Source organism: uncultured Roseivirga sp., from assembly GCF_963973945.1.
In the GTDB taxonomy this organism is placed as follows: domain Bacteria; phylum Bacteroidota; class Bacteroidia; order Cytophagales; family Cyclobacteriaceae; genus Roseivirga.
The window spans coordinates 233,353-259,103 of the sequence record NZ_CAXBBV010000003.1; the positions used below are offsets into that span (position 1 = coordinate 233,353).

Genomic DNA, 25,751 nt, shown 5'->3' on the forward strand with positions numbered 1-25,751 from the left:
TTTCATCGATCTCGTTGTTGAATGACTCAATTGATAGATCAAAGATAGTGGAGTGTCTGCCTCTGGCTCTTGCGCAATAACAGGATTGAATTACATTATTTACAGCACCCCGCGCTGGGGAGGGTTGGCTTGCTTGAAAATTGATAAACAGTGATCACTACAAAAATAAAAGGCCTTATCCTGATGCTTGTATCTTAGTGCTTCTTCAGGTGTCACAATCAGCATTTGACAAATAGGGTCTCTCATTTGATCTTGTTCGTTTGGAGCCGGGCTGAGTAACCTAAAAACCTTGACCTTAGATGAGAAGTTCTTGAATTCAAAGTGCCCCAAATCGATAAGTTGATAAGCATTGGTGTTTTTGAGCTGCCATGCAAAAGATTCAGAGCAGCGTACTTCTCCCGCTTTTGCTGTTGCAGCAATCCGGGCGGCAATATTAATTGTTGAGCCAAAAAAGCGACCCTCTTTTTCGACTATTTTACCATAATGGATTCCCGCATGAATCGGTAGAAATAAATTCTCTTTCTTCGTGAGCTCATTTAATTGGAGTGCGGTGGCAGCAAGATCGTCAACTACCGTTGAACAGACCACAACTTGGTCTCCAATTCGCTCTGCAAGGTAGCTTTCCCCCATCAGCGAAGATTCGACCAACTGAATATATCGGTCAACAATCTTTGAAGCAGAATCACCACCATGCACTTCTGTCATGGCGGTGTATCCTGTTAAATCTGCGATCAAAATAGCAAGGTCTTTCTCCATTTAAAAAGTAAGTATGCCTAGGGCTTTGTCCAATTGCAGTTTGGTGATGTTGATATCGTATACAGTACGCGTAAAATTCAACTTGGCTTCGCTCAAGGCAATTTCAGCATCACTCAATTCCAATCGAGAACTTAATCCATTTCTGTAGCGATCATTGGTGATTTTGAAATTTTGTTGTGCCGCATCTACGGTTCGTTCCTGAGCGTCAAGTCTTCGCATGGCCTCCATTAATCTGCTTTGAATTGAAACGATTTCCACTTTCGCTTTCTCAGTTTCATCCATCAACTTGATTTCTGATTGCTTGACATTGAGCGATGTTTGACGAATTTGGGAATTGATTCGGTTCCCCGAAAAGATGGGGACAGCGGCCTGTAATCCTAAATAAGAAGTGCTTGGCCACTTATAAGAACCAAGTTTAAGATTGTCAGCCTGCGCCTGTAATTGGTATGCACCAACTAAAGAGAGTACTGGCAACCGTTGTGCTTCTGCTTGTTTTACAAGGCTTCTACTTAATGCCGTAACTAGTTTTTGACGCTGAATATCAGGACGATTCTCAATCATCCCGCCATGCAGTTCATCAATTGCTGAAAAGTAGTTGGCCGAAGTATCAAGTTGAAGCTTATCAGTAAGCGTTATTAATTGAGCATCAGATACACCAATCAGCTGCTTCAAGTTCAACAAGGCTACTGCATGCTGACTTTGAAGATAAGAAGTGCTGGTTTTTAAATTTTCGACAGCAATGAAATTACTTAAGGTGTCCACCTTCAAGGCCTTGCCTTGGCTGAATAGTGAACGTGAATCCTGCAATGAGCGAAGGTTACGTTCTAAGCTTTGTCGATTCAGTTGTATGTTTTCATCGATCAGTAAAATCGTGTAATAACGAACCGAGACCTCCATAACTAATTGCGCTTCCAATTCTTTCGTTGTTTGCAATTGCACGGCTTCATTTAGCTGGGCAGATTTTAGCTGGTTTCTTGCTACTTCCGAAAGAATTGGCTGTTGAAATGTAAGCATTGTATTGAAGGTGTTTTTTCCACCAACAGCCACATCGACAACAGGCGCGGTGTCGTTGCCAGCGAAAGCTCCTGGCATAAAAATCACCTGACGGTCAAAGTAATTCGAATAATTTCCCTGTACACCAATGGAGGGTAACATCGCACCTTTTAGCTCACGGGTTCGTTCACCCGCAACAGATTCAGAAAATTTCTGAACCTGTAATGACTTATTATTTTCCTTGGCAAGCCCAAGGGCTTCCACAAGAGAAATATTGGTTTGGGCGTTCATTGCACCTGACAAAGAGGTCATGAAAAGCCCGATGATATATATGTTAAAGTTGGTTTTCATAAAGAAGTTCGTTTGCTGTTTCTATATCTGCTTGCACAATTTCTTCTACTTCCTTTTTGCGTTTCGAAGACGATAGGTACGAATACACAGCTGGAATTATAAAGAGGGTAAGAATTCCTGCGAAGATTAATCCGCCTGCGATCACGATACCCAATGATTGACGGCTATTGTTGGTGAGTGCAATTGGGAGTGCACCAAAAATCATCGCTAAACTGGTCATCAAGATTGGGCGGAACCGTTGCTCAGCAGCCAGCTTAGCGGCTTGAAATTTTGAAAGCCCCGTATCTTTTAAGTGGTTGGCAAACTCCACAATCAGAATTCCATTTTTGGTGATCAAACCTACCAATGTGATGATTCCAATCTGACTAAATACATTTAAGCTTTGGTCAAACCAGTCGAGGCTGATCAAGGCGCCCGTAACTGCCATAGGCACAGTGAGCATAATGATTAAGGGATCACGTAAGCTTTCAAATTGGGCCGCAAGAATCATGTAGATAAGAAGCAAGGCCAGCATAAGTGTGAATAAGATATTGCCTTGGCTTTCAACGAAATCACGAGACTGACCTGCCAAGGTGCTTTTAAAACTTTCACCCAATACTTCATGCTTAATCCGTTCCATTTCTTTGATCCCTTCATCCAGACTTACCCCTGGAGCAAGACCAGCAGAAACAGTGGCGGAGGTAAATTGGTCATAGCGGTAAATGGCTGCTGGACTGATGCCTTCTTCTATGGTCACTAGGTTATCTAACGAAATCATTTTGCCATGTGCAGCACGTACATGAATGGCCCGTAAATCACCAATGTCATTTCGATTGATACGCTCAACCTGACCAATTACTTCATACTGTCTATCATCTTTGAGAAAGTATCCATAGCGCTGTCCAGAAAGAGAAAGCTGTAAAGCACGGGCTACCTCTTGAATGGAAACCCCCATCAAAGCAGCCTTTTCCCTATTAATATTAATCATCAATTCGGGCTTGTTGATTTTTAGATCGCTATCGACAAACATCAACTTGTTGCTCTGTCTTGCGGCTGCCAAAAACTTGGGCAATACATTGGCTACGCTATCAAGACTGGGGCCTTGCAATACATATTGTACCGGCTGACCACCACCATACCGTGTGCCTATGGTAGGAGGCATATAAGGGAACAGTAATATATTTCTGAATTGACTAGACGCAGCACCATATTGATAATACAACTCTTGGGCGCTCATCTTTCTTTCCTTGGGGTCTTTCAGGTAAATGCTTTGTACAGCAACATTGACGGGTGCTGGAGCAGGAATAAATGAAATGGCAACCATAGAATAGGTTTGATAAAGACCATCGGTATTGTCATTTACATAGTGACCAACTTCTTCCATATTCTTCTTCATGAAATCATAGGAAACTCCCTCTGGCGCAATGGCGATCAACATCATATTGGAGCGATCTTCAACGGGCGCTAATTCGGAAGGAAGTTTTTTTCCTACATGGAATATTAAACCGCCTGATGCAATCAGGAAGACCCAGGCAAGCCAGCGGTATTTCATAAAGGAGTTTAACAGGTTGGCGTATCCCTTATTTAATCCAACAAACATGGGTTCGGTTACACGATACAACCAATTAGGTTTGTCCTGCTTTTTTAACAGATAAGCACTGAGCATCGGGGAAAGGGTAAGGGCTACAAATGCCGAGACCAATACAGATCCTGATACCACGATGGCAAACTCTTTAAACAATTGACCACTGATGCCACCCATGAAAATAATAGGCAAAAACACGGCTGCAAGAGTTATGGTGGTTGAAATCACTGCAAAGTAAATTTCCTTTGACCCGGCAAAGGCCGCTTGAACTGGGGTCATGCCTTCTTCTACTTTCTTGTAAATATTCTCCAACACCACAATTGCATCATCGACTACAAGCCCGATGGCCAGTACCAATCCTAATAGCGTTAACACGTTAATGGAGAATCCCCATAAATACATGATGAAGAATGCCGATAAAATAGAAACAGGAATGGCGAGCACAGGGATAATGGTCGAACGCCAATCGCGGAGAAATAAAAAGATGATCACTACGACTAAGCCAAAGGCAATGAACAGTGTTTCTTCCACCTCTTTGATGGATTCACGAACAGGCTTGGTGAAATCAAAGCCCACAATCAACCGGTACTCAGAAGGAATATCTCTGCGAAGTTGGTCTAAGCGTTTGTAAAACTCATCTACAACCTGAATTGCATTTGCCCCACGTTGAATCTGAATTGCAACCCCAACTCCTACACGATCTGCTTTTTCGGTACCGTTGATAATCGCATTGCGCTCATTGACTTCACCCAACTCCGCATAGCCAATATCTTTTAATTGAACGACCGTTGAGCCGGTTTGCTTAATAATCATGTTGTTGAACTCTTCGGCAGTAGTTAGCCTTCCGAGCGTACGCACACTCAACTCATTGCTTGTTCCTTCAATTCTTCCAGAGGGTAAATCCATATTTTCACGGTGTAATGCCATCCGGATATCTTCAGGGGTCAATTGAAAGGCTGCAAGTTTGATGGGATCAAAGCGCAATCGCATGGCATATTTGTGTTCGCCAACAATACTCACGCGCTGAATGCCTGGGATAGATTGCACGCGCTCTTTAATCACAGTGGACGCCAGGTGACTTACTTCTTTGATGTCACGTGTATCGCTCTCTACTTCAAGAAAGGCCACCAAGTTATCAGGTGAACTTGCTTTCTCAACAATAGGAGGGTCAACATCAGCAGGGAGCTGATTTTTCGATTTAGAAACTTTATCGCGAACGTCATTCAGTGCATCTTCCAAATCAATATCACGATTGAACTCAATGGAGATAATACTCACTTGTTCTCTCGATTCAGAGGAGATAGTCCTCACACCGCTGGCTTCTGCAATGGCTTCTTCTAATGGCTTGGTAATTTTGGAAGCGATCACATCTGGACTAGCGCCAGGATAAAATGTGATGGCTGAAATTACGGGTGGTTCTGTCAATGGGAATTCTCGTACACCGAGATATTTCCAGCCCACAAAACCCATGATCACGATCAGTGCAGAAAACACTCCGGCCAACACAGGTCTTTTTATACTTATTGATGGTAAACTCATCGTCTTGTCTTTTAAGTTTATTTTGAGGTGACTACTTGAACCGGAGTGCCTTCACCAGTGCGTAGAATGTTAGATATCATGACCGTATCGCCATCCACTAAACCAGAGGTGATCAAAGCATCCGACTCGGTACGGTTTCCAATGGAGACCGGAGAAATTTTGGCAACTCCATTTTTTACCACAAAGACACTGTATCCTTGCGCACTAGGAATTAAAGACTCAGTGGGAAGCCTAATTCCCTTCGTGCCTTCCTCAATTGTTGAGAAGTAAACCTGCGCGGACATTCCTGCTCTCAATGTTCCGCTCTTATTATCCGCAATGGCATGTACTGTAATGCTTCTGCTCAAGGCATTAATTCCAGGTTCAGTGGCAATCACATAAGCTGTTTGTTTCTCGTTTTCTGTAGTAGTGATGAAAGAAACTTTGGTTCCGTTTTTTACTTTGGTGATGTATTTTTCGGATACCTCAAATGTAATTTTGACCTGCCCTTGTTCTTGAAGGTTAACCAATGGCGTGCCCGGGCTCACCAATGAGCCAACCTCTGCTTTTGTGATGCCAATCACACCGCTGAAAGGTGCCTGGATAGAGGTTTTTGCATGCTCTGCGCTTAACAACTCTTCAGCGGCTAGTAGAGAATGTAGCTTTGCATAGGCTACATCATATTCCTCTTGGCGAACGGATTCATTCAAAAGCAATTCCGCCAAACGGGACTCATTTAGTTTTGCCAACGATAGTTCAGCGTCTACTTGCTTCATGCGTGCAAGGACTTCAGCATCATCAAGTTTGTAAAGTAATTGGCCTTTTTTAACCACCTGACCGTCTTGGAAATGAATTCCAGTTACCTTTCTTGAAACTTCACTCATGATGGTGACTTCCCTTGTGGCTAAAATGGAGCCAGCCACAGTCTCTTCCTGAATGATGGGTAGATTTCTCACCACTTTTACATCAACTGGCAGCTTCATAGCTTCAGTTGTACTTGGTTGATCAACTTCAGCGACTTGCGTTGTGCAGGCGACTAATGCCATACTCAATACCAGAAGACTTAGGTACGTACTTAGTTTTTTCATATTCATAGCATTTGGTTTTTTTCTTGGGTTGAACGACATGCCATGTTGTGTTGATTTGTATTTAAACTGATGGGGTTTATAAAGTTTACAGCAAAAAAAAATGTCCGGAGGGAGCCGGACATTAATTTGATTTTAGAAAGAGTCAGGTCAGTCTATTTGAATTGCTTGATTCCGAGGAAGGCAATTACAACTCCAAGTCCACTAATAACCGCGGCTGCTCTAAATGCAGATTGAAACCCAGCGTTAAGTGCTTCGGTAGATGCAGAAGCTCCAGAGGCAAATCCGTTGGTAGTAGCAATGGCGATCGCTACTGCGATGGCCAACCCAATAGCAGAACCCACTTGATAGGTTGTGCTTACCAGCCCCGATGCCAATCCTGCTTCTTCCGGTTTCGCGCCAGACATGGCGGCCATTGTTCCTGGTATATACGCCAACGACATTCCAATAGCCCCAAGCAAAGAAGCGCCAAGCACATGTGTTAGAAAATTACCTAAGACAGGGACAAATGAAAACCAAATCAAAGAAGCGGTTAGGGCTACCAAACCCGTGATTAGCGTGAGCTTATAGCCAAATTTGGCAATGAGTTTACCTGTAAGCCCTACCATAAGCACCATTATGGTGATGGTCATTGGCAGTAAGGCCAATCCAGAGTAAAAAGCAGAGTAGCCGAGTGTTTGTTGTAAATAAAGGTTCAGATAAAACCACAGCGGAATCCAGGCACCTGCCATCAAAGCCATCACAATATTTCCAACAGAAAGGTTCGGGACTTTAAATATGGAAAGTGGGAGCAATGGAGATTTTAATTTGCGCTGAAGTACGATAAAGACGATGAAGAGCAATAACGAGATTCCAAGGAGCCCTAAAGTAGTGGGTGAGGTCCAAGCATTTTTATCTACCATCACAAGCGCATAGACCAACACCATTGTTGCAGCGGTTACTAATAATGCGCCTAGATAATCAATTTTGCCCTTTTGACGATTTCCTGCCACGAGCAATGAGGCACCAGCCACCATCACAACAAGAGCAAGCGGTATGTTGATGAAAAAAGTCCATCGCCAAGATACATATTCAGTTAATACACCCCCTAAGAAAACACCAGCAGAGCCACCGGCTGCGGCAGAAGCTCCCCAAAACCCAAATGCTTTACCTAATTCTTTTGGGTCTGTAAAAATAGTCATCAGTAATGTAAGTGCCGATGGTGCAATTAATGCGGCACCCAAACCTTGTAAGGCACGTCCCGCATTCATCGACATTTCAGACCAAGCCAAGCCTGTTAGAAGTGAGGCTGCTGTAAGAATACCAAAACCCCACATGAAAATGTTTTTTGGTCTATAGAGGTCTGATAACTTACCTCCCAAAAGAAGTACCCCACCAAGAACGATTACATAGGCATTGAAAATCCATTGTAATTCAGAAGGTGTGTAATTTAGGGCGCTTTGAATGGCGGGCAAAGCGACCCCGATTATGGAGGTATCCATAATCACCATGAACTGGGCCGCACATAATACAGTCAGCGCCATCCATCGCTTCTCGTGAAGACTGACTGAGTTGTTTGTAATTGTTGACATTGTCTTAGTTGTTAAATTTTGATTTTTGAAATGAGTTGTCCTGTACCACCTGTTTAGGAGGTCATTATTTTTTGCTTTTTCAGCGTTTAAATTTTGGCTGTTTTTAGGCGTAGGCTGTTCCCTACAACGCTCACTGAACTCAATGCCATGGCCGCTCCAGCGATCATTGGATCCAATAAAAATCCGTTAATGGGATACAAAATTCCAGCAGCCAATGGAATACCAATGATGTTGTAAATGAAGGCCCAGAATAAATTCTGACGAATGCCCATCACGGTTTTCGATGAAAGGCTAAGTGCTTTGGGAATTGATTGTAGGTCCGATGTGATCAAGGTCATTTTGGCAACATCCATGGCAATGTCAGACCCTTTCCCCATGGCGATACTAACATCGGCTTGTGCCAAGGCATGTGAATCATTAATGCCATCGCCTACCATGGCAACAATTTTACCTTCGGCTTGCAGCATCTTGACAAATTCCGCTTTATCGCTCGGCAATACTTCCGATTGATAATGCTCAATGCCTACTGCTTTCGCTACGGCACTGGCTGTTTGCTGGTTATCACCTGTCAACATATGGACCGCAATGCCATCTTGCTGCAAGCGCTCGATCGCTGCTTTAGATGTGGCTTTAATTTTATCAGCGATGGCCACTACAGCCAATATTTCAGTAGCATTGGTGAAGTACACTACGGTCTTAGCTTCCGCTTGTAAGCCTGTCGTTTTTGACGCTACATCCTTGTCGATTTTTATTCCATTTTCTTCTAATAATCTTCGGTTTCCAACAAAATACCGAACACCATTTATTGTAGCACGAACGCCTCTTCCCGTAATACTTTCAAACTGTTCGAGCGAAACATTTGTGTTGAGTTGATGCTTTAGTTTTGCTACTACAGCATCCGCCAGTGGGTGTTCAGACTGTGATTCAATGGTGTAAAGTACAGCGCTCAGTAGATCGTTATTTTTACTCACTTCCCAGATTAGATCAGTCACTACAGGTTTGCCTTCAGTGATTGTTCCTGTTTTGTCCAAAACTATTGCATTGACTTTATGGGCCAGCTCTAGGCTTTCCGCATCTTTGATAAGAATGTTGTTTTCGGCACCCTTGCCAACGCCTACCATAATGGCGGTTGGCGTGGCAAGCCCAAGCGCACAAGGGCATGCAATGACCAACACAGTGACGGAGGTGAGTAAGGCATGAGTGAATGCATTGTCACCTCCTAAGATCATCCAGGTAATGAAGGTGAGAATGGCGATTCCAATGACTACGGGTACAAATATTCCAGCTATTTTATCGACCAGCTTCTGCACGGGGGCTTTGCTGCCCTGGGCTTGGTGTACCATTTTAATGATCTGGGCTAAAAGGGTGTCGCCACCTACTTTTTGTGCTTCAAACTGAAAACTTCCTTTTTGATTGATGGTGCCTGCAAATACTTTTTCCCCGGCTACTTTTTCCACCGCCACAGGTTCTCCGCTAATCATGCTCTCATCAACATAGGATCCACCTGATTTCACAAATCCATCAACAGGTATTTTTTCTCCAGGACGAACCTGAATTAAATGGCCCACTTGAACAGCACCAATCGGTAACTCTTGCTCGTCTCCATCGATGATAACCTTTACCGTTTTGGGTTGAAGGCCCATTAACTTTTTTATAGCGGAGGAAGTATTTGATTTTGCTTTTTCCTCCAATAATTTACCCAATGAAATAAAGGCGATCACTACCGCAGCTGCTTCATAGTATACATGGGGGTGAACTCCTCTTGCATGCCAAAATTCGGGGAAGAAGGTATTGAAAGCACTGAAAAGAAAGGCAATTCCGGTAGACAGTGCGACCAAGGTATCCATGTTGGCTTTGCCAAAGCGGGCCTGCTTGAATGCATTGACAAAGAAGTTTCTTCCTAAATAAAATATCACAGGAGCGGAAAGCGCCATGGAGATATAATTGCCATAGGGCATATCCATAAAGAACATTCCAATAATAACCACGGGTAACGCCAACACTGAAGACCAGATGGTTCTGTGTTTTACTTCCTCATAATGTTTACGTTGCGATTCTTCAAGAACGGCTTGTGGGTCTTCGGCATCGACAACAAGGTCGTAGCCAATGGAGCGTACAACAGATTGAAGCGCCTGGGGTTTGGTGATCTGTTGATCATAGGTTACCCAAGCGGTTTGGTTGGCGAAGTTCACTCTGGCATCGCTTACACCTGTTGCTGTTTTAAGCATGGACTCCACGCTTACTGCACAGGCCGCACAGGTCATTTCGAGCACAGGGAAACTATCGCTTTTCATATCATCATTTTCCTTTGATAAAGGCATCTTAGTATTCGAAGTCATGTCATTAATTTTTCTGATTCTTACTATGACAAGTATACTACTGAGACTTACACTTGGATTTGTACTTTGACAGGTGTGTTTTATAGGATTTACTAATAGTAGAAATATAAGGCCGTTTCGGATACATTTCCTCCACTTGCGATGCGTTTCTCTGCGAGGCCATCTGTACGGAACTCATAAGAAAATGTATAAGACAGATTTGCCCCACCTTCTTCTAGCTGGTAGCTAAGGGGTAACTTTTTCTGTGCGTTCTTGTTGGGAAGTATTTTTACCATCGGGAATGGGTTCTCTCCATCTGTATAGTGTTCAAAAGTTTCTGTTTTCACCAACACATCTTCTCCATTCTGGGGAGTATACATCATTTTTTTGTAGAGATTCCCGTCCAAGAAGTAGAGGTATAAAATGGTGAAGTCTAAACGGTAATCACTATTGTCCTTTCGGGAGTAATTTGCTGTCCCAGATACGTTACCATAATTGTCGTAATCGTAAAGAGTGTACTTAGTTACTATACCATTGTTTACTTCTTCTGATTTGGAAATTTCATTGTTATGCCAAGTATACAACACATCAATATTTTCGTATTGACTGATTCGTTCAATCCGATGTTGTGCATCGTAGTAGTATGTTTCTGTATGTGCACTGTATGCAGGTGTTGATTTTTCAATAAGTACTTTGTAGATGTCACCGCGTTCGTTGTACTCAATGGTCTCCTTCAGACCCCAAGACCCTCCTTCAGTTTGATACCCTTTTGGTTTACCAGTTAACTCATCATCTGAAATTTTAACAGATTCCATTAGGTTCGTTCCCTTAGTTATTGACCCACTGGTATTGTCAACCCTAAACATTACTTCCAATTCACCTGTGATAATTGAATTATTGATTGGGAAAACTTTGAAGCTTACTGTGCTTGAATTCAGTGCTGCATACAGGGTGAGCTTTCCATTTTCCAATGCAGGTTCAGTTCTGAAATGCTGCTCTGTGGCTTTAATAGATTGGTAGCTGATTATTACCTGTCCTTCCTGAACTAGCGGTTTGGAGAAATGGATTTGAAGTTCTAGCCCTGTTTCATTGGTTTCGATTAACGTAGCATTTTGTGAAATAAAATTCGCCTCGCTGACTACGGATTCAGGCGATTCATCATCGGTAATAATGGCTTTAAATTCATTTTGTGTTCCAATCTCAAAACCTGTTGTAACTGTTTTGAGCTTAATGGTAAGCGTGATAGATTCATTCACAACTGAATTATCTACTGGAACAAGTTGGATTGTTGCTGTGCTAGCCCCTTTCGCAACAGGGAGTGAAATTAGCCCATTCATGGAAGCTGGTACAGTTGTGTAATTCTCACTAGTGCCACCATCAATGGAAAGGGAAATTGTTCCATCATCGTTTGCAGGCTTAGAAAACGAAATTGCGATAGATTGGCTCTCCGCATTTTCAGCAAAGGATGTTTCCACGGTGGAAAACTGAACTATGACGGGGTCAGTAACGGGATCCATATCATCTTCGTTACAGCTGGTCAGAATTAGACTGAACATTAGAAACGGAATAAAATAACGATGTGATTTTTTCATGTGTGTAAATTTATTTTGCAATAACACGGATGATTTCAATTCCCTGTTTTGCATTTATACCGTTTCCATTTACAGAATTTCCATGTGCGTAACATTTCTGTTTTGGGACACTGACTATGGACTTAAGGTCAAATAGGAGCATGTAGGAAATAAAGAGATGGGATATGTGCCATGAACTACCGAATACTTGGTGCGCTTGATCCTTTAATGAAAAAGGAAGTGCATTGAACATATGTAGAGCTACTGGGTATCTTACTTTGTCGAAAATTTGGTGTTCGATAACCGAAAAAAAGCGCAGATTTACTCAGGTAATCGTTCCCTGTAAAATTGTTGACGGCTTCCTATTGTACAGATATAATGGATTGCGTTAAAGAAGGCTTTTCTTGGAACTCCCAATCGATTTAAAATGGGAGGGAGGTAGACCAGTCAGTTCTTTGAATTGGCGAGAAAGGTGGTTGATGCTATTGAAGCCTGTCTGATAAGCGATTTGTGTAAGGGACATATCTGTGTAGGCAAGTAATTCTTTTACCTTTTCAAGTCTCCTATTAATCATAAATTTTTCGATAGTGATTCCTTCCGACTTGCTAAAGACTTCGCTTATAGAATCATAGTTCAGGTGCAAGCGCTCTGCCAAAAGGGTGGAATATTTGACTTTAATGTCATACTTCCGGTCTTCATCAAATATTTCTTCAATAATTTCCTTTGTTAGCTGGACTAGCTTTTCTTTCTTATCTGTAAGCAATTCAAATCCTTTTTGCAGAAGAAAGTTATTAATTCGTAATAAATCAGTTTCCTGAAGAGTGGAGGCTAGAACTACTTTTCCCAGTTCTACTTTTTTTACATTAAAGCCCAATGCTGTAATTCCATTGGTGATAACGGACTTGCAACGATTACAAACCATTCCTTTTATTGAAACTTCAGTAAACTGTTCCATGCTTATGCTCAGTTGATACGGAAGCAAAGCACCAAAATTCCAGAATAAACAGTGTTACACTTTATAGGGTAAGAGTTACATCTTCTTAAGAAATAGAGTCGATAGGCTTTCTGTTCTGTTCCAACATTCTCGATTTCTTCAATTCGGAAGGTGTGAAGCCGGTTGTTCTTTTGAACAAGCCAGACAGATGGGCCACACTGCTGAATCCCATTCGATTGGCAATTTGGCTAAGGGTAAGCTCATCATAGAATAGCAATTCCTTGACCCTTTCAATTTTCTGTCGAATGATGTATTGCTCTAGGGTTATTCCTTCAACCGATGAAAAAAGATTGCTGAGGTAATTGTATTCGTAATGAAGCGCCTCCGATAGAATGGTGGACCAATTGTATTTTTGTTCACTGTCTGCATCGTGATGGATTTTCTGGATGACGATATTTTTGATCGACTCCATAAGTCTGCTCTTGCGATCATCGATGCGTTCAAAGCCTGCGGCAACTAGCGAGGCATCAAGTGCTTTTAATTGATCACTGTTTAGCGATTCTTCCTTCAAGAGCACTTCTCCTAACACTACTTTTTCAGGGTGAAGCCCCAATTTTTCTATCTCTTCTTTGACAACCATGATGCACCGGTTGCAGACCATGTTTTTGATATATAAGGTTTGCATAACTAAAATTAGTTAGAAAAAATTATATTCCCGATAGCGGTTTTTAACCTCTATTCGTAATCGCCTTCCTAAGAAAAGCCTAATAATAGAAACCTAAATGCTATTTTCTTTCCTAAGGCGTCTGGGGAGTCTTGGAGGTTTTTTCTTTGGGCCTGAGATCAAGTCGGCAACTACTTTGGTCCTTGGGAATTGCTCTAAAATGATTTTAAAGAATACGGTAAGCGGTATGGACATGATAAGCCCAGGAACACCCCAGATATAACCCCAAAGCATAAGCATTACTAAAATGGTAATGATATTGATTGAGAAGGATTTCCCCATAAACACGGGCTCTAATACACCTCCAAAAAGTGCTTGAACACCCGTAATGCTTAGAATAAAGAAGAACAAGGTGCTACTGGCATCCATTTCGACAAAGGCGAATACGGCCAGAAGTATTACCGATACAAATGAGCCAATCATTTGCACGAAGTTGATTACAAAGGCAAAGAGGCCCCAGAAAATGGGGAAGCTCACGCCAAAGAAAACGCAGGCCAAGCTTATGCCTATGCCAGTAAAAAGGCTTACCATAAACTTTACCTTAATGAAGGTGATGAGGTCTTTCTCAATTTTCATGAAAGTCTTTACTGAGGCAAATTCTTTTTTCAGAATAGTGCTGCTCAAGAGCTTTTGAAAATTGACAGATTCGGCCAACCAAAGAATGGCAAAGAAGGCTGTCATTAGCGTCATTGAAACCGTATTCTGAACAAAACCGAGAATAGTGCCTACATTTTTGAAAGAACTATCTTTTCCAATAATACCACCCAAAAGGTTTTCTCCCTGTAAAAGTGTAACCCCAAAAAGTTCTTCAATCGACATAATCATAGAAATGATTTTCGATTCTGCCTTCTGAAAAAAGTCATTTTCTGCGGATAGTATTTCTCTGCTTGAAAGCTGTATTAACTCAATTCCTACTTTAAACACACCTGCTATAATCAAGATGATAATTAAGATGCTGATGGTTTTAGGTAGATTTTTCTTGTTGAACCAACGCATGAGTGGTAGGAACAACAAGGCGATAAACATTGAGAAAATGAGCGGAATGAATATAAATGAAAGCAGCTTCAGCAGGTAGAATACCAACGGAATTACAATGATCAACAACAGGGTATTTGTTGTCTTTAAATCTTTTAATGGATTGTCTTGCATCTTTATTTTTTGCTCTCCTTATTTTAGGCACTTAAATGTTCAACTCACATACGAGTTTGCCGCGCAAAAGTACGTAAGGATCATGTTATTTTTCTTTAGAAGACAGAAGAATCTGTGGCCTGATTAAACATTTCTAAAAAACGCATCCCTTTATATGAGTTGCCTTTATCATTAAGACGTGGACTCCAGACTGCAACACTAAAGTGTTCAGGAAGCACGGCTATAATGCCACCACCCACACCACTTTTTCCTGGAATTCCTACTTTAAAAGAGAACTCACCAGCTTCGTCATAAAAACCACACAGCTGCATTAATGTATTGATTCGCTTTGATTTTTCGGTGCTGATTATTCTTTCTTTTGAAAACGGGTCAACGCCATCATTGACTAAAAACATAAAGGTTCTAGAAAGCTCAGCGCAGGTCATTTCAATAGCGCATAAGTGAAAGTAGAAATCTAAAACTACATCACAATTGCCTTGAATATTGCCATATGCCTTCATTAAATTGATTAGTGCAGCATTTCTATATCCATATGCCTTTTCCGACTCAGCTACTTTTTTATTGTAGTCGATTGAGTTATTCCCTGCAATTTTACGGATGTATTCAATAAAGGTCTGTTTTGAATCTTGAAGGTGATCTACTAAAATGTCGCAAACCACCAAAGCACCAGAATTGATCAAGGGGTTTCTAGGAATTCCCAAATCATATTCTAATTGGACTAGTGAGTTAAAGGGAGTGCCAGAAGGTTCAACTCCAACTCTTTTCCAGAGTTTTTCGCCCTCCAATTCATAGGCCAAAACTAATGAAAGTACTTTGGCTATACTTTGAATAGAGAATTTTTCATTGGAGTCTCCATAACTGAAGTTTTCGCCATTCATAGTGGTAAGATGAACTCCAAATTTGGTTGGGTCTACACAGCTTAGCTCTGGAATATAAGAAGCTACTTTACCAGGGTCATTTACATCAGAAAGAAAATTGCAGGTATTGGTAAAAGCTTGTTTGTACTCCATTCTATAATTCAATTATGGTTTTTATAGGTCAAAAAAATGATGTGTTAAACCTAAAGAAATTGAGAACAGAACAAAAGAGAAAGAGGATTGTTTGCTGCAATCCTCTTTCGCGTGTTTTAATAAATGGCTTTTCGCTGTTCTACCCAAGCGTCATTTTCGATGTAATCATCGTAAGTGCTTAGTTTATCTAGGAAACCTTTTGGTCCTAACTCCACAATTCTATTGGCTACGGTATGGGTAAATTCGTGGTCATGTGAAGTGAATAACACTGTTCCAGGAAAATCTTTCAAAGCATTGTTAAAGGCTTGAATCGATTCTAAATCTAAGTGATTAGTAGGTTCGTCAATAATTAAAAGATTGCCCTGCTTCAGCATCATTCGAGAAAGCATACAACGTACTTTTTCTCCCCCAGAAAGAACGCTACACTTTTTGAAAACCTCTTCGCCTGAGAAAAGCATTTTACCCAAGAAACCTCGAATGTAAACTTCATCTTTCTCTCCGTCCGAATATTGCCTTAGCCAGTCAATCAGGTTGTCGCTAGACTCGAAGTATTCCGCATTATCGTTCGGCAAATACGAATGAGTAATGGTTTGACCAAACTTGAATTCACCAGAGTCAGCTTTTACGGCACCCGTCAATATTTCGAAAAGGGCAGTAGTAGCCATGCTATCTTTACTAAGGAAGGCGATTTTATCTCCCTTATTCACAAACAGGTCTAGGTTGTTAATAAGTGTTTTGTCTTCACTCTTTTTGTTCAACCCTTTGATCTCAAGAATTTGATCTCCCGCTTCTCTGTTTTGCGTGAAAATAATGGCTGGGTATCGTCTAGTAGAAGGCTGAATGTCATCAAGGTTAATCTTCTCCAATAACTTTCTTCTACTTGTTGCTTGCTTAGATTTAGAGGCATTGGCACTAAATCTGGCAATAAATTCTTGTAATTCTTTCTTCTTCTCTTCTGCTTTTTTGTTGGCCGAAGATCGTTGTGTTAAAGCCAATTGGCTAGACTGATACCAGAAGGAATAGTTACCAGTATACAGTTTTACTTGGCTAAAGTCGATATCAACAATGTTGGTACAAACAGTATCTAAAAAGTGTCTATCGTGAGATACTACAATAACCGTGTTTTTAAATTCAAGCAAGAAATCTTCTAACCAAGAAATGGTGTTAATGTCCAAGTCGTTGGTAGGCTCATCTAGAATGAGAATATCAGGGTTGCCAAATAAGGCTTGTGCTAAAAGCACACGTACTTTTTGGCTACCGTTAAGGTCTTTCATTAACATATAATGAAGGTCTTCGGTAATACCTAGGCCGCTAAGTAATGAAGCCGCATCTGATTCAGCATTCCATCCGTCCATTTCGGCAAACTGACCTTCAAGCTCAGAAGCTTTAATTCCATCCGCTTCAGAAAAGTCTGGCTTCATATAAATGGCCTCTTTTTCTTTCATCAGGTTCCACAGAATGGTGTGTCCCATCATTACGGTATCTAACACTGTGTTTTCATCAAAGCCAAAGTGGTTCTGGCTTAACACTGCCATTCTTTTTCCAGGCTCTAAAATCACTTGGCCTGAATTAGGGTCTACTTCCCCCGAAAGAATTTTCAAGAAAGTAGATTTTCCAGCTCCATTGGCGCCAATTACGCCATAACAGTTGTTGCCTGTAAACTTGATGTTTACTTCATCGAACAATACTCTTTTGCCGTAAGCGAGGGAAATATTTTGGGTTGATATCATAGCTACCGTATTTTAAGGCCGCAAAGGTAAGGGGATCAAATGGGAAAGGGAAGTCAACAAGCAACTTTATGATTTGTATACCTTAACTATTAGAAATAAGTGAGTTATGTTTATAGAAAGTTGATTAGTTTCGCGGGATTTTTTACATGACTAAGTTCTCTGAAGAGCAGTGGATCAACTGGGTTGATCAGCTCTCACAAAATGATTTTGTTGTAATTGATGATTTTCTCGATAAGCAATTGTTTGAGAATATTCGTACCTATTTTCTCGATCGCCTTGAGACAGATGGCTTTTCTGATGCGGCTATTGGTGCTTTGAATCAAAAACAGCTTGAGAAATCAATTCGTGGAGATAAAATTTATTGGCTGGAACGAAAGAACGACCTTGAAATGGAATCTTTTTTCCAGCTTTCAGATGAGCTAATTCAACAACTCAATCAGCTTTGTTACCTCAGTCTTTCAGGTTGCGAGTTTCACTTGGCACATTACCCTATTGGTACTTTTTATAAAAAGCACATCGATCAGTTTAAGGGCAGAAGCAACCGATTGATTTCAGTGATTATCTACCTAAATATGGGTTGGAAACCTGGAGATGGGGGAGAACTTAAGGTTTTTAAAGAAAACGGTGAAGAACTGCTAGTAGAGCCTCTCGCAGGCCGATGTGTAATGTTCAAAAGCGACACTGTGCCTCATGAGGTAATGAAAACCCAAGTAAACAGATACAGTTTAACTGGCTGGTTACTATATCAGCCATCTACACTTGGGTATTTGTTAGGTTAAACTTATCGCTTCAGAATGGCCTCTACTACCACAGGTAAGTGGTCGGAGGGATACTTTTTATCCTTTGAATCACTAAGTACTGCATATTTTCTCACTTCAACTTGATATGGATTGGTGAAAATATAGTCGATTCGTCTGGTTACTGGCTCATTATGTTTAAATCCGTTGAAAGTACCTTTGGGGCCAAAAACTAAGTCAGTGCTATAGTGGCGAGCATCGTTCATTCTAGAGCTGAGTTTTTGAATAGGTTCAGAATCTGGCTCAAGATTAAGGTCTCCCATAAAAAAAACAGGTAGATTCTCCGTGTTCAGTTTTCTTATTTCGGTTGTAATAAGATCTACACTGTTTGCTCTTGCGGTATCTCCCACATGATCGAAATGGGTATTAAATACCCAAAATTTTTGATTAGTAACTTTATGCTGAAACAAGGCATAGGTGCAGATTCTTTCTAGTGCTGCATCCCAGCCTACACTTGGCTTCTCGGGAGTTTCCGAAAGCCAAAATGTATTTTGATTGATAAGCTCTAAGGTTTCGTTTTTGTAGAAAATCGCAGTGTATTCTCCAGCTTCTTTACCATCATCTCGCCCTACCCCAATATGATTATAGGTAGGCAACGCATCTTCTAAAAAAGTTACTTGATGAGAAAGGCCTTCTTGAATTCCCAATACATCGGGTTCTATAAAGTTGATTTGATTAGCCAGCCAGCGTTTACGCAATTCCCAATGATTCTCCCCATCATTCGGGTTGTCATAGCGAATATTATAGGTCATTACTTTAATTGGGGTTTGACCGATTAAAGTAGGAGTAAGTAAAATGGTGAATAGGAGAACGAATAATTTACGCATTGGTCAAAGTTCGGAATTGATTTGGAGATTATAAAACAAACTGACTGTTCTGGTAACCAAATTTTAGGCCAGAGCCTTAGAGCACTAGACGGAATGGATAAAAGAGATATTCGTTTTTGATTTGAATGAAAAGACCATAAAAAGGAAAAGGTGCCCGTACGGCACCTTTCCTCTCCTAAACACCACTATGATTGGATAACCATTTAATCCAACTGCTAGCGAAAATCTTTAACCCAAATCTTAACTTTAGATTGGTCCTAAATAAAAAAGTGAAACAGTACCCCCCGCGTTTGATGCCGCTCTTTGAACGTTACAAATGGCCTCTGTTTGTGGAACGGGGGGAGAAGGAGCGCCCAAAGGTTTATTGTTACACACAGGAGGAGCAACACTTGCTGTGCATATATCGCAGGCATAGGGGAAAACCCCTATATTCCCAATGTTTTTACCCAGCGCAGCATTCTTAAATTTTGTTACATTCGGGTAGTTTGGTCCCGCATTCCATTTCTCTCCATCCGTTAATAGAAATTTCATGTAAGAATTGGCTCCTGATACATTACTTATATCTACCGTTTCCCAGTTCTTGGGGTTGGCATGGTAAGTATTCAATGTGAATTCAGCTAGGTTGATTCCCATAGGGAAATCGTTAGTCGGACAATTCATTGGAGGAGAATTGAAAGAAATGTTTCCTGCAAATGCTTTATTTTGGGGAGAATTGTAGGATATAAATTTACTGGGTGCGAGCGTAAAATACCCTTGATTCGGATTGGTGATATTTTTAATGAAAGGTATTTTAGTGATGTCGGAAATGTAGCCATCTCCTTCATCTAAAGTAAGATAGACCTTGACTTCTTCAGTCCAGTCGTTGATAATGATAAATTCAGTAGTTCCCATATTTGGCTTATTTGAAAGATTAACAAGCTTTCTTGTTTAAGGAAGAGCTATTGATCTAAGTTTAAGACATCCCAAAATTGAGGAGTAAAAGGAAGGGTTTAATCGGCTGTAAGTAGTAATTTCACGATACCACTTTAGAGGTATGGGCAGAGCAGATCGAGGCCTTAATTTTGAAGAGATTTCAACTAAAACCAATTATAATTATGTCAAATGTTATTAATGATCAATATCCTTTGGGCCCAGGTGGGTCGTATGGGATGGCTACATGTATTGTTGCCGAAAACTTAGCTTTTGAAGACACGAAGGGTGTCGGAAAGGATCCTCTTGCATTCCCTGAACCGTTTTGTCCATTTTTAAGGATGACCAAAGTTGAAAATACCCAAGCACAACGACTGCATGTGGTAATTTTTGCTCCTCAAGGTTTTGTTTTAGACCCTAAGTCTCCCTTGGTCTGTGACTATATGGGAGCTGAATTGTTTTTTTATGTTAATTTCAAGCAAAACACGGTAGATCCAACTAAAAAGCAATGTTTCGTAATTCATGCTGATTTCACAGTTGAATTTTCTGCCAAACTTAAAAGAAAGAAAATCTTCGTTATTCCAGTACATGGCGATCCAGAGGAGGGTGAAGTTACTAAAGTAGTCGTTGAGGATGAAGGAGAAGTATAATCTATGCTAAATTTAACTATGGGATCAGGTAATTTTTTCAGTCTATTAATTTTTCGCTTAGGGCTTGGTCTCATAGTTTTACTTATATCTAGTTCACTCTACGGTTTTACACCTCAAGACCAGTCTAGAATAAAACAACTACAAGAAGATGCCGATCGAATAGGCAAAAACAACCTGGATTCAGTCTTATTACTTCTAAAAATGGCTGAGGATTTGGCCATTAAAGAGGACATCCAGAAAGTTCAAGCAGAAAATGCATGGATTAAGGCTAAAACTTATTATAGCCTTAGAGATTATGCTCAATCTCAAAAATTTGGCGAACAGGCCATCAAGATAGCTACTCCAATAAAGCATTTCCAAGTGCTCGGAGATGCTCATAATCTGCTTGGCCTTTTAATTAAAAGAGAAGGTAGAACTGATTCAGCCATTGACGAGTATAAACTTAGTTTGAAATACAAAGAGCTATTGTCCGATTCCTTAGGGATTGCTAAGACTTTGCAGAATATGGGGCTTGCTTTTAGGGCATTAGAGCTTCACGATAGTGCCCTTGTATATTATCAAAAGAGTATAGATATCAAAAGCGTACTCAACGATACGCTTTCTTTGGCCAAAACCATTTCAAACTTAGGTACTTATTATTTTGATGTAGGCAAGTATCAAACTGCTATAGAAAAATTTCAAGAGGCCGTAAAAATATATTCAAAGGGAAATCACCAAGAAGACTTGGCAAGAAATTACAATAATGTTGGCAGTGCTTATCTCAGACTGGGTTATTATCAACTGGCTTTAAATTTTTACTTAAAAGCATTGGATGAATATAGAGCTTTAGACTTAAAGTTAGAAGAGGGAAATACCTACTATAATATAGGAGCTATGTATAGTTATATGTCAAATATTCCTGAAGCTCTAAATTATTACTCTAAAAGTTTGGGGATATACGAATCAATGGATAACGATCTTGATAAGGCAAATGTATTTCTTGGCTTAGGTGAACTTTATCTTAAAGATAGGAAGCCTGAAGAAGCGCTGAAATACTTTAAGATGTGTGAAGATTTATATGCTCAAAAAGGAAAATCGAGCGATTTGGCACTCGTTCAGCATGGTTATGGTAAAGCATATGCTCAAATGGAGCAGTATCCAAAAGCCAAGGCATATTATCAAGAGACTATTTTAAGGCAGAAGGAACTTAATGGGACTAATGATTTAGGGAGTGTTTATAACAGCTTAGCAGTAACCAATTATAGAGCCAAGGAGTACAATGAGGCTTTGTCCAACTATAAAAAAGGACTAGATATTGCGAAGGAACTCAAACTCCCAGCATTGACAAGAGGGTCTCTTTTAGGTCTTTCAGAAGTATATGAGGCATTAGGTGATTCGAAGAGAGCTTATCAGTACAGATTGCAATACGAGACAGTGAAAGACAGCTTGGATAATGTGGAAAAATCACGTCAACTGGCTGAAATTAGAGAAATCTATGAATCTGAAAAGAAGGACGAACAGATTTCGCAATTAGAACTTGAAAACCAAGTGGTAAATGCTAAAAGCGAGGCAAATGCGGCTTTAGCGGCCAAAGAAGCGGCTAACAAGTTGGTGTTCATTATTTTAGCAATTGCATTATTTGTTTTGGCGCTAATCTTCTACTTCTACTTTAGACAGCGACTTGTGCTTACTAAATTGAAGGTCAATGAAGAAAAGGAATCTCATAATAAAGAGGTAAATCAGTTAATGATTCAGCAGCAAACCAAAACCCTAGAGGCAATGGTAGAAGGGCAGGAACAAGAACGAAAAAGAATTGCGAAAGAATTACACGATCACTTCGGGAGCTTAATGGCAACAGTAAAGGTAAACCTGACTACAGTGGCTTCGAATAAGGAAGTTACTCCCGAAAGCGAACTCCAAATGCAGCATTTAGCTAAGCTTGTAGATCAAGCTTGCGTAGATATTCGAAGCTTATCCCATACTATGCACGTGGGTATTTCTGAAGCTTTCGGTTTAGTGCCTGCATTAAAAGACTTGACAAACTCTATTTCTCAGTCAGGGAAAATTCAGGTGTCGTTTCATGCCTCGAACTGTGCGGAGAAACTCGATTCTACAATTGAAATTACTGCCTACAGGGTGATTCAAGAGCTTGTGAGTAATGTGTTGAAACACGCAAAGGCCACAAAACTGACAATTCAATTGACCTGCTTAGAAGATATTATAAACATTATTGTTGAAGATAACGGTCGTGGTTTCGATGCTGATTTCTTAATGAAGAATTCGCAAGGAATGGGGCTTAAGAGCCTACAAGAAAGAATTACTGAATTGCATGGGGAGTTTGAAGTGGACAGTAGGTCTGAAAAAGGAACTACGGTTATTATTGATTTACCCATATCTATTGAACAAACCCTGTTAAAAGTATGATACGCGCCTTGCTTGTAGATGATCATCAATTATTTGGTGAAGGAGTTCGCTCTATGTTTAAGCCCAATGATGGGATTGAAATTGTGAAGATCACAACCAACGGCAATAATGTTCCTTCCATCCTTTCTGAAATCGAGGTAGATATGATTCTGATGGACATCAGTATGCCATTGATTGATGGCGTTGGGGTGTTGGAGTTAATGAAAAGTAAGGGTTTAGATGTGCCGGTTTTGATGCTCACTATGCACCAAGACATGAAGTACATCAGAAGAACATTAGAAACTGGTGCGCAAGGCTATATTCTTAAAGATGCCTCAAAAGCAGAACTTACAGAGGCTATTGAAAAGGTAAGTAGAAGAGAAAACTATTTTCACCCAAAAATCAATAATCAAATTTTTGACTATCTGCGTGGTAATAAAAACCCAAGTGAAGGGAATTTAGTAGATCAACTTTCAGATAGAGAAAAGGAAATTATTAGCTGTATTGGGAAGGGAATGAACAGTAAGGCCATTGCCGAGGCCCTTTTTATTAGCGAGCATACAGTTAAAACTCACCGCAGAAATATTATGCACAAACTGGGTGTTAAGAATACTGCCGAGTTGGTTACCTTTTCAATGGAAAAAGGAATTATTTAGCCTAATTGAATCTCTGCAAGTTTAGCCTTTTGGTTTGACGGGAATCCAAATCTCTTCTTCTGAATTGGGGTCGGCATTTTTGTATTTCTCCCCTAAAACTTCAAAGTGAGGTCTGTGATCTAAATTATAATCTGATTTAGGTAACCATGTACCGAAAATATAACTGAAGATTCGGTGATCAGCGCTTGAACCTTTGTAGTCGAAAATGGCATAAAGCCCTTCTTTCAACACGAAGCTTTTCATTCCTTCTGGAATTGTACTGAAATCAGAAACTTCAACTCCAGCCCATTTTTCAAAGGTTTGCTCATATTGACCAAGGTTTAGAGGTTCGGAATACACTTGCATGGAAATTAGGTTGGAGCTGAGTGCGTTTATGACTTCCTTTCTCCTGGGCATAAAACTGCTCCAAAGCTCACCAGTTCGATTATTGGCAAGCGACATTTTTAATCGCTTACCAATAATTCTTTTTTGGGGTAACCTCTCAATTCTAGGTTCAATATTCATTTTATCTGAATACTAAGATTACTGCTTGGAATCATAAAGTACCTTTCCACCCACAATGGTCATGGCTACTTTTGTGTTTAGAATTTCAGCTTCAGGAATCGTCATAATGTCCTTATCAAAAACGGTAAAGTCCGCAACTTTGCCAACCTCAATACTACCTTTAAAATCTTCTTCAAATTCGCTGTAAGCACCAAAAATGGTGAATGATTTTAATGCTTGCTCACGTGTCATTTTTTGTTTTGGTTCAAACCCACCTTCTGGTAAACCAGTTAATGTTTTTCTAGAAACTGAGGCATAAAAAGAAGGAATTGGATCAACAGGCTCCACGGGTGCATCCGTTCCATTTGGAATTATAGCACCCGATTTAAGTAAATCTTGCCACACATAAGCACCTTCTTCAATTCTAGCTTTACCCAATCTGTCAATGGCCCAAGGTCTATCTGAACTCATGTGAATGGCTTGCATAGCTGGAATTACACCTAACTCTCCAAAACGTGGAATATCTTCGCCACTCAAATGTTGAGCATGTTCAATTCTAAATCGATGGTCTTTTGCCATGTCAGGGTATTTTTCAAAAGCAGCTTGATAGCGATCTAGTATTTCTCGATTTGCGCGGTCGCCAATGGCATGAGAGCAAACCTGAAAACCATGTTGAAGGCCTTGCTCTGAAACTTCTGTTACCACTTCCATAGGTAAAGTTTCGTGGCCAGTGTGTCCAGCTCTGTCCGCATAGTCTTCTAACAGCCATGCACCTCGTGGTCCAAGTGCACCATCGCAGTTTAACTTAATAGAACGAACCGTAACATAATGGTCTGGGTCGATCATGGGACCTCTTTCATACCAACGCTCCAGTAACTCTGGAGATCGTCCTGTAAGCATAACATACATTCTGATTCCCAGCTTTCCTTCGGTCTTAAATTTTTCTAATCTATCAATGAATCCTTGCCCTGAACCCGCATCATGAAAGCTAGTAATTCCTTTTTCTAAACATTCTTGAATGGCCATTTCTAAAGCTTGATCGTCTTTTTCTTCAGTAGATCCAGGTACTAAACGACCAACTAATCCTGAGGCACGTTCAGTAAAAACACCTGTCGGATTACCCAAATCGTCTTTAATAATCTCACCACCTTCTACTTTACTAGAAAGTTGTTCAATACTCAATCGGTTTACGCCTGCCAATTGCATGGCTTTTTCGTTGGCAAAAGTAGCATGACCACTGGCATGACGGAGATAAACAGGGTTGTCGGGTGAAACAGCACTTAACTTATCATGCGTTTGAAAGCCCTTTATCATATTGTCGGGTCGTTCAATCCATTTGTCTTGATGCCAGCCTCTGCCAGTAATCCAGTCACCTGGTTTGGCTTTCTGAACGGCTTCGGCAACTTTTTCAACCAGTTCATCATAGGTTTTTACATACATCAAGTCTAGTTCGAGCTTGTTATAACCTATCCCCATCAAGTGACCATGTGATTCAATAAACCCTGGTGTCATGGTTTTGCCTCCAAGATCAATCACTTTTGTTTCTTTACCTTTCATGGCTTCAATTTCGGCCAGATTTCCGGTAGCTAAGATCATCCCATCTTTGACTGCAACTGCTTCTACTTTAGAATTGCTAATGTCTGAGGTGTAAATATGGCCATTGGTGTAAATGACATCGGGTGTGTTTTTTGAACTGCAGGACAGAACTGTGAGCGCAATAAAGAGCGCAAGGCAGAGAAGTTTAGAAGTAGGTTTCATTATTTAAGGGTTGAT

General features: G+C 40.6%; 20 protein-coding genes. 4 read left to right on the top strand and 16 right to left on the bottom strand.

Annotated features, from left to right (window positions below; genetic code table 11):
* Positions 1-99: 99 nt before the first annotated feature.
* From AAC026_RS07385 to AAC026_RS07440, 12 genes are all read right to left on the bottom strand, one after another.
* Positions 100-756 carry an adenylate/guanylate cyclase domain-containing protein gene (locus AAC026_RS07385; RefSeq protein ID WP_339696506.1) on the bottom strand — a complete coding sequence of 219 codons (657 nt, stop codon included), beginning with the start codon at positions 754-756 and terminating at the stop codon, positions 100-102.
* Positions 757-2,100 carry a TolC family protein gene (locus tag AAC026_RS07390; protein WP_339696509.1) on the bottom strand — a complete coding sequence of 448 codons (1,344 nt, stop codon included), beginning with the start codon at positions 2,098-2,100 and terminating at the stop codon, positions 757-759.
* Complete coding sequence (locus tag AAC026_RS07395; protein WP_339696512.1) at positions 2,084-5,203, bottom strand: efflux RND transporter permease subunit; 3,120 nt, start codon at positions 5,201-5,203, stop codon at positions 2,084-2,086. The genes AAC026_RS07390 and AAC026_RS07395 overlap by 17 nt, the downstream gene beginning before the upstream one ends.
* 17 nt (positions 5,204-5,220) lie before the next feature.
* Positions 5,221-6,270 carry an efflux RND transporter periplasmic adaptor subunit gene (locus AAC026_RS07400; protein WP_339696515.1) on the bottom strand — a complete coding sequence of 350 codons (1,050 nt, stop codon included), beginning with the start codon at positions 6,268-6,270 and terminating at the stop codon, positions 5,221-5,223.
* Positions 6,271-6,422: 152 nt separating this feature from the next.
* Positions 6,423-7,838: an MFS transporter gene (locus AAC026_RS07405; RefSeq protein ID WP_339696518.1), complete on the bottom strand. Its 1,416-nt coding sequence runs from the start codon at positions 7,836-7,838 to the stop codon at positions 6,423-6,425.
* Between the two features lie 86 nt (positions 7,839-7,924).
* The gene (locus AAC026_RS07410; RefSeq protein ID WP_339696521.1) at positions 7,925-10,177 is read right to left on the bottom strand and encodes a heavy metal translocating P-type ATPase; all 2,253 of its coding nucleotides are present in this window, start codon (positions 10,175-10,177) and stop codon (positions 7,925-7,927) included.
* A gap of 92 nt (positions 10,178-10,269) precedes the next feature.
* The gene (locus AAC026_RS07415) at positions 10,270-11,748 is read right to left on the bottom strand and encodes a hypothetical protein (RefSeq protein ID WP_339696524.1); all 1,479 of its coding nucleotides are present in this window, start codon (positions 11,746-11,748) and stop codon (positions 10,270-10,272) included.
* 367 nt (positions 11,749-12,115) lie between these two features.
* The gene (locus AAC026_RS07420; protein WP_339696527.1) at positions 12,116-12,682 is read right to left on the bottom strand and encodes a helix-turn-helix domain-containing protein; all 567 of its coding nucleotides are present in this window, start codon (positions 12,680-12,682) and stop codon (positions 12,116-12,118) included.
* 85 nt (positions 12,683-12,767) lie between these two features.
* Entirely contained in the window at positions 12,768-13,346 is a 579-nt protein-coding gene (locus tag AAC026_RS07425) for a helix-turn-helix transcriptional regulator (RefSeq protein ID WP_339696530.1), read from the bottom strand.
* A 93-nt stretch (positions 13,347-13,439) separates the two neighbouring features.
* Positions 13,440-14,534, bottom strand: coding sequence for an AI-2E family transporter (locus AAC026_RS07430; protein WP_339696533.1), 1,095 nt, complete (start codon positions 14,532-14,534; stop codon positions 13,440-13,442).
* 95 nt (positions 14,535-14,629) lie between these two features.
* A complete protein-coding gene (locus AAC026_RS07435) occupies positions 14,630-15,544 on the bottom strand; it encodes a glutaminase (protein WP_339696536.1) in 915 nt (304 codons plus the stop codon).
* A 116-nt stretch (positions 15,545-15,660) separates the two neighbouring features.
* Positions 15,661-17,274 (bottom strand): ATP-binding cassette domain-containing protein, encoded by a 1,614-nt coding sequence (locus AAC026_RS07440; protein ID WP_339607759.1) that lies wholly within the window; start codon positions 17,272-17,274, stop codon positions 15,661-15,663.
* A gap of 146 nt (positions 17,275-17,420) precedes the next feature.
* Between AAC026_RS07440 and AAC026_RS07445 the strand changes: the two genes are divergently transcribed.
* Positions 17,421-18,053, top strand: a complete 633-nt coding sequence (locus AAC026_RS07445) for a 2OG-Fe(II) oxygenase (RefSeq protein ID WP_339696539.1) — start codon at positions 17,421-17,423, stop codon at positions 18,051-18,053.
* A gap of 2 nt (positions 18,054-18,055) precedes the next feature.
* On the opposite strand, the gene AAC026_RS07450 is transcribed toward AAC026_RS07445, so the two are convergent.
* Together AAC026_RS07450 and AAC026_RS07455 are read right to left on the bottom strand one after the other, a co-directional pair.
* The gene (locus AAC026_RS07450; protein ID WP_339696542.1) at positions 18,056-18,898 is read right to left on the bottom strand and encodes an endonuclease/exonuclease/phosphatase family protein; all 843 of its coding nucleotides are present in this window, start codon (positions 18,896-18,898) and stop codon (positions 18,056-18,058) included.
* 246 nt (positions 18,899-19,144) lie between these two features.
* On the bottom strand, positions 19,145-19,789 hold the full coding sequence (locus AAC026_RS07455; RefSeq protein WP_339696545.1) for a hypothetical protein: 645 nt from the start codon (positions 19,787-19,789) through the stop codon (positions 19,145-19,147).
* A gap of 203 nt (positions 19,790-19,992) precedes the next feature.
* Here AAC026_RS07455 and AAC026_RS07460 point away from each other — a divergent pair, with 203 nt between their 5' ends.
* Genes AAC026_RS07460 through AAC026_RS07470 form a run of 3 tightly spaced genes read left to right on the top strand, consistent with a single transcriptional unit; the run spans position 19,993 to position 23,495 of the window.
* Positions 19,993-20,457, top strand: coding sequence for a hypothetical protein (locus AAC026_RS07460; RefSeq protein ID WP_339696548.1), 465 nt, complete (start codon positions 19,993-19,995; stop codon positions 20,455-20,457).
* Between the two features lie 18 nt (positions 20,458-20,475).
* On the top strand, positions 20,476-22,860 hold the full coding sequence (locus tag AAC026_RS07465; protein ID WP_339696551.1) for a tetratricopeptide repeat protein: 2,385 nt from the start codon (positions 20,476-20,478) through the stop codon (positions 22,858-22,860).
* Entirely contained in the window at positions 22,857-23,495 is a 639-nt protein-coding gene (locus tag AAC026_RS07470) for a response regulator transcription factor (protein WP_339608133.1), read from the top strand. The genes AAC026_RS07465 and AAC026_RS07470 overlap by 4 nt, the downstream gene beginning before the upstream one ends.
* Positions 23,496-23,516: 21 nt before the next feature.
* Here the strand turns inward: AAC026_RS07470 and AAC026_RS07475 are convergent, their stop codons facing one another.
* Together AAC026_RS07475 and AAC026_RS07480 are read right to left on the bottom strand one after the other, a co-directional pair.
* The gene (locus AAC026_RS07475; protein ID WP_339696553.1) at positions 23,517-23,999 is read right to left on the bottom strand and encodes a GyrI-like domain-containing protein; all 483 of its coding nucleotides are present in this window, start codon (positions 23,997-23,999) and stop codon (positions 23,517-23,519) included.
* Between the two features lie 18 nt (positions 24,000-24,017).
* Positions 24,018-25,736, bottom strand: coding sequence for an amidohydrolase (locus tag AAC026_RS07480; protein ID WP_339696556.1), 1,719 nt, complete (start codon positions 25,734-25,736; stop codon positions 24,018-24,020).
* Positions 25,737-25,751 lie beyond the last annotated feature (15 nt).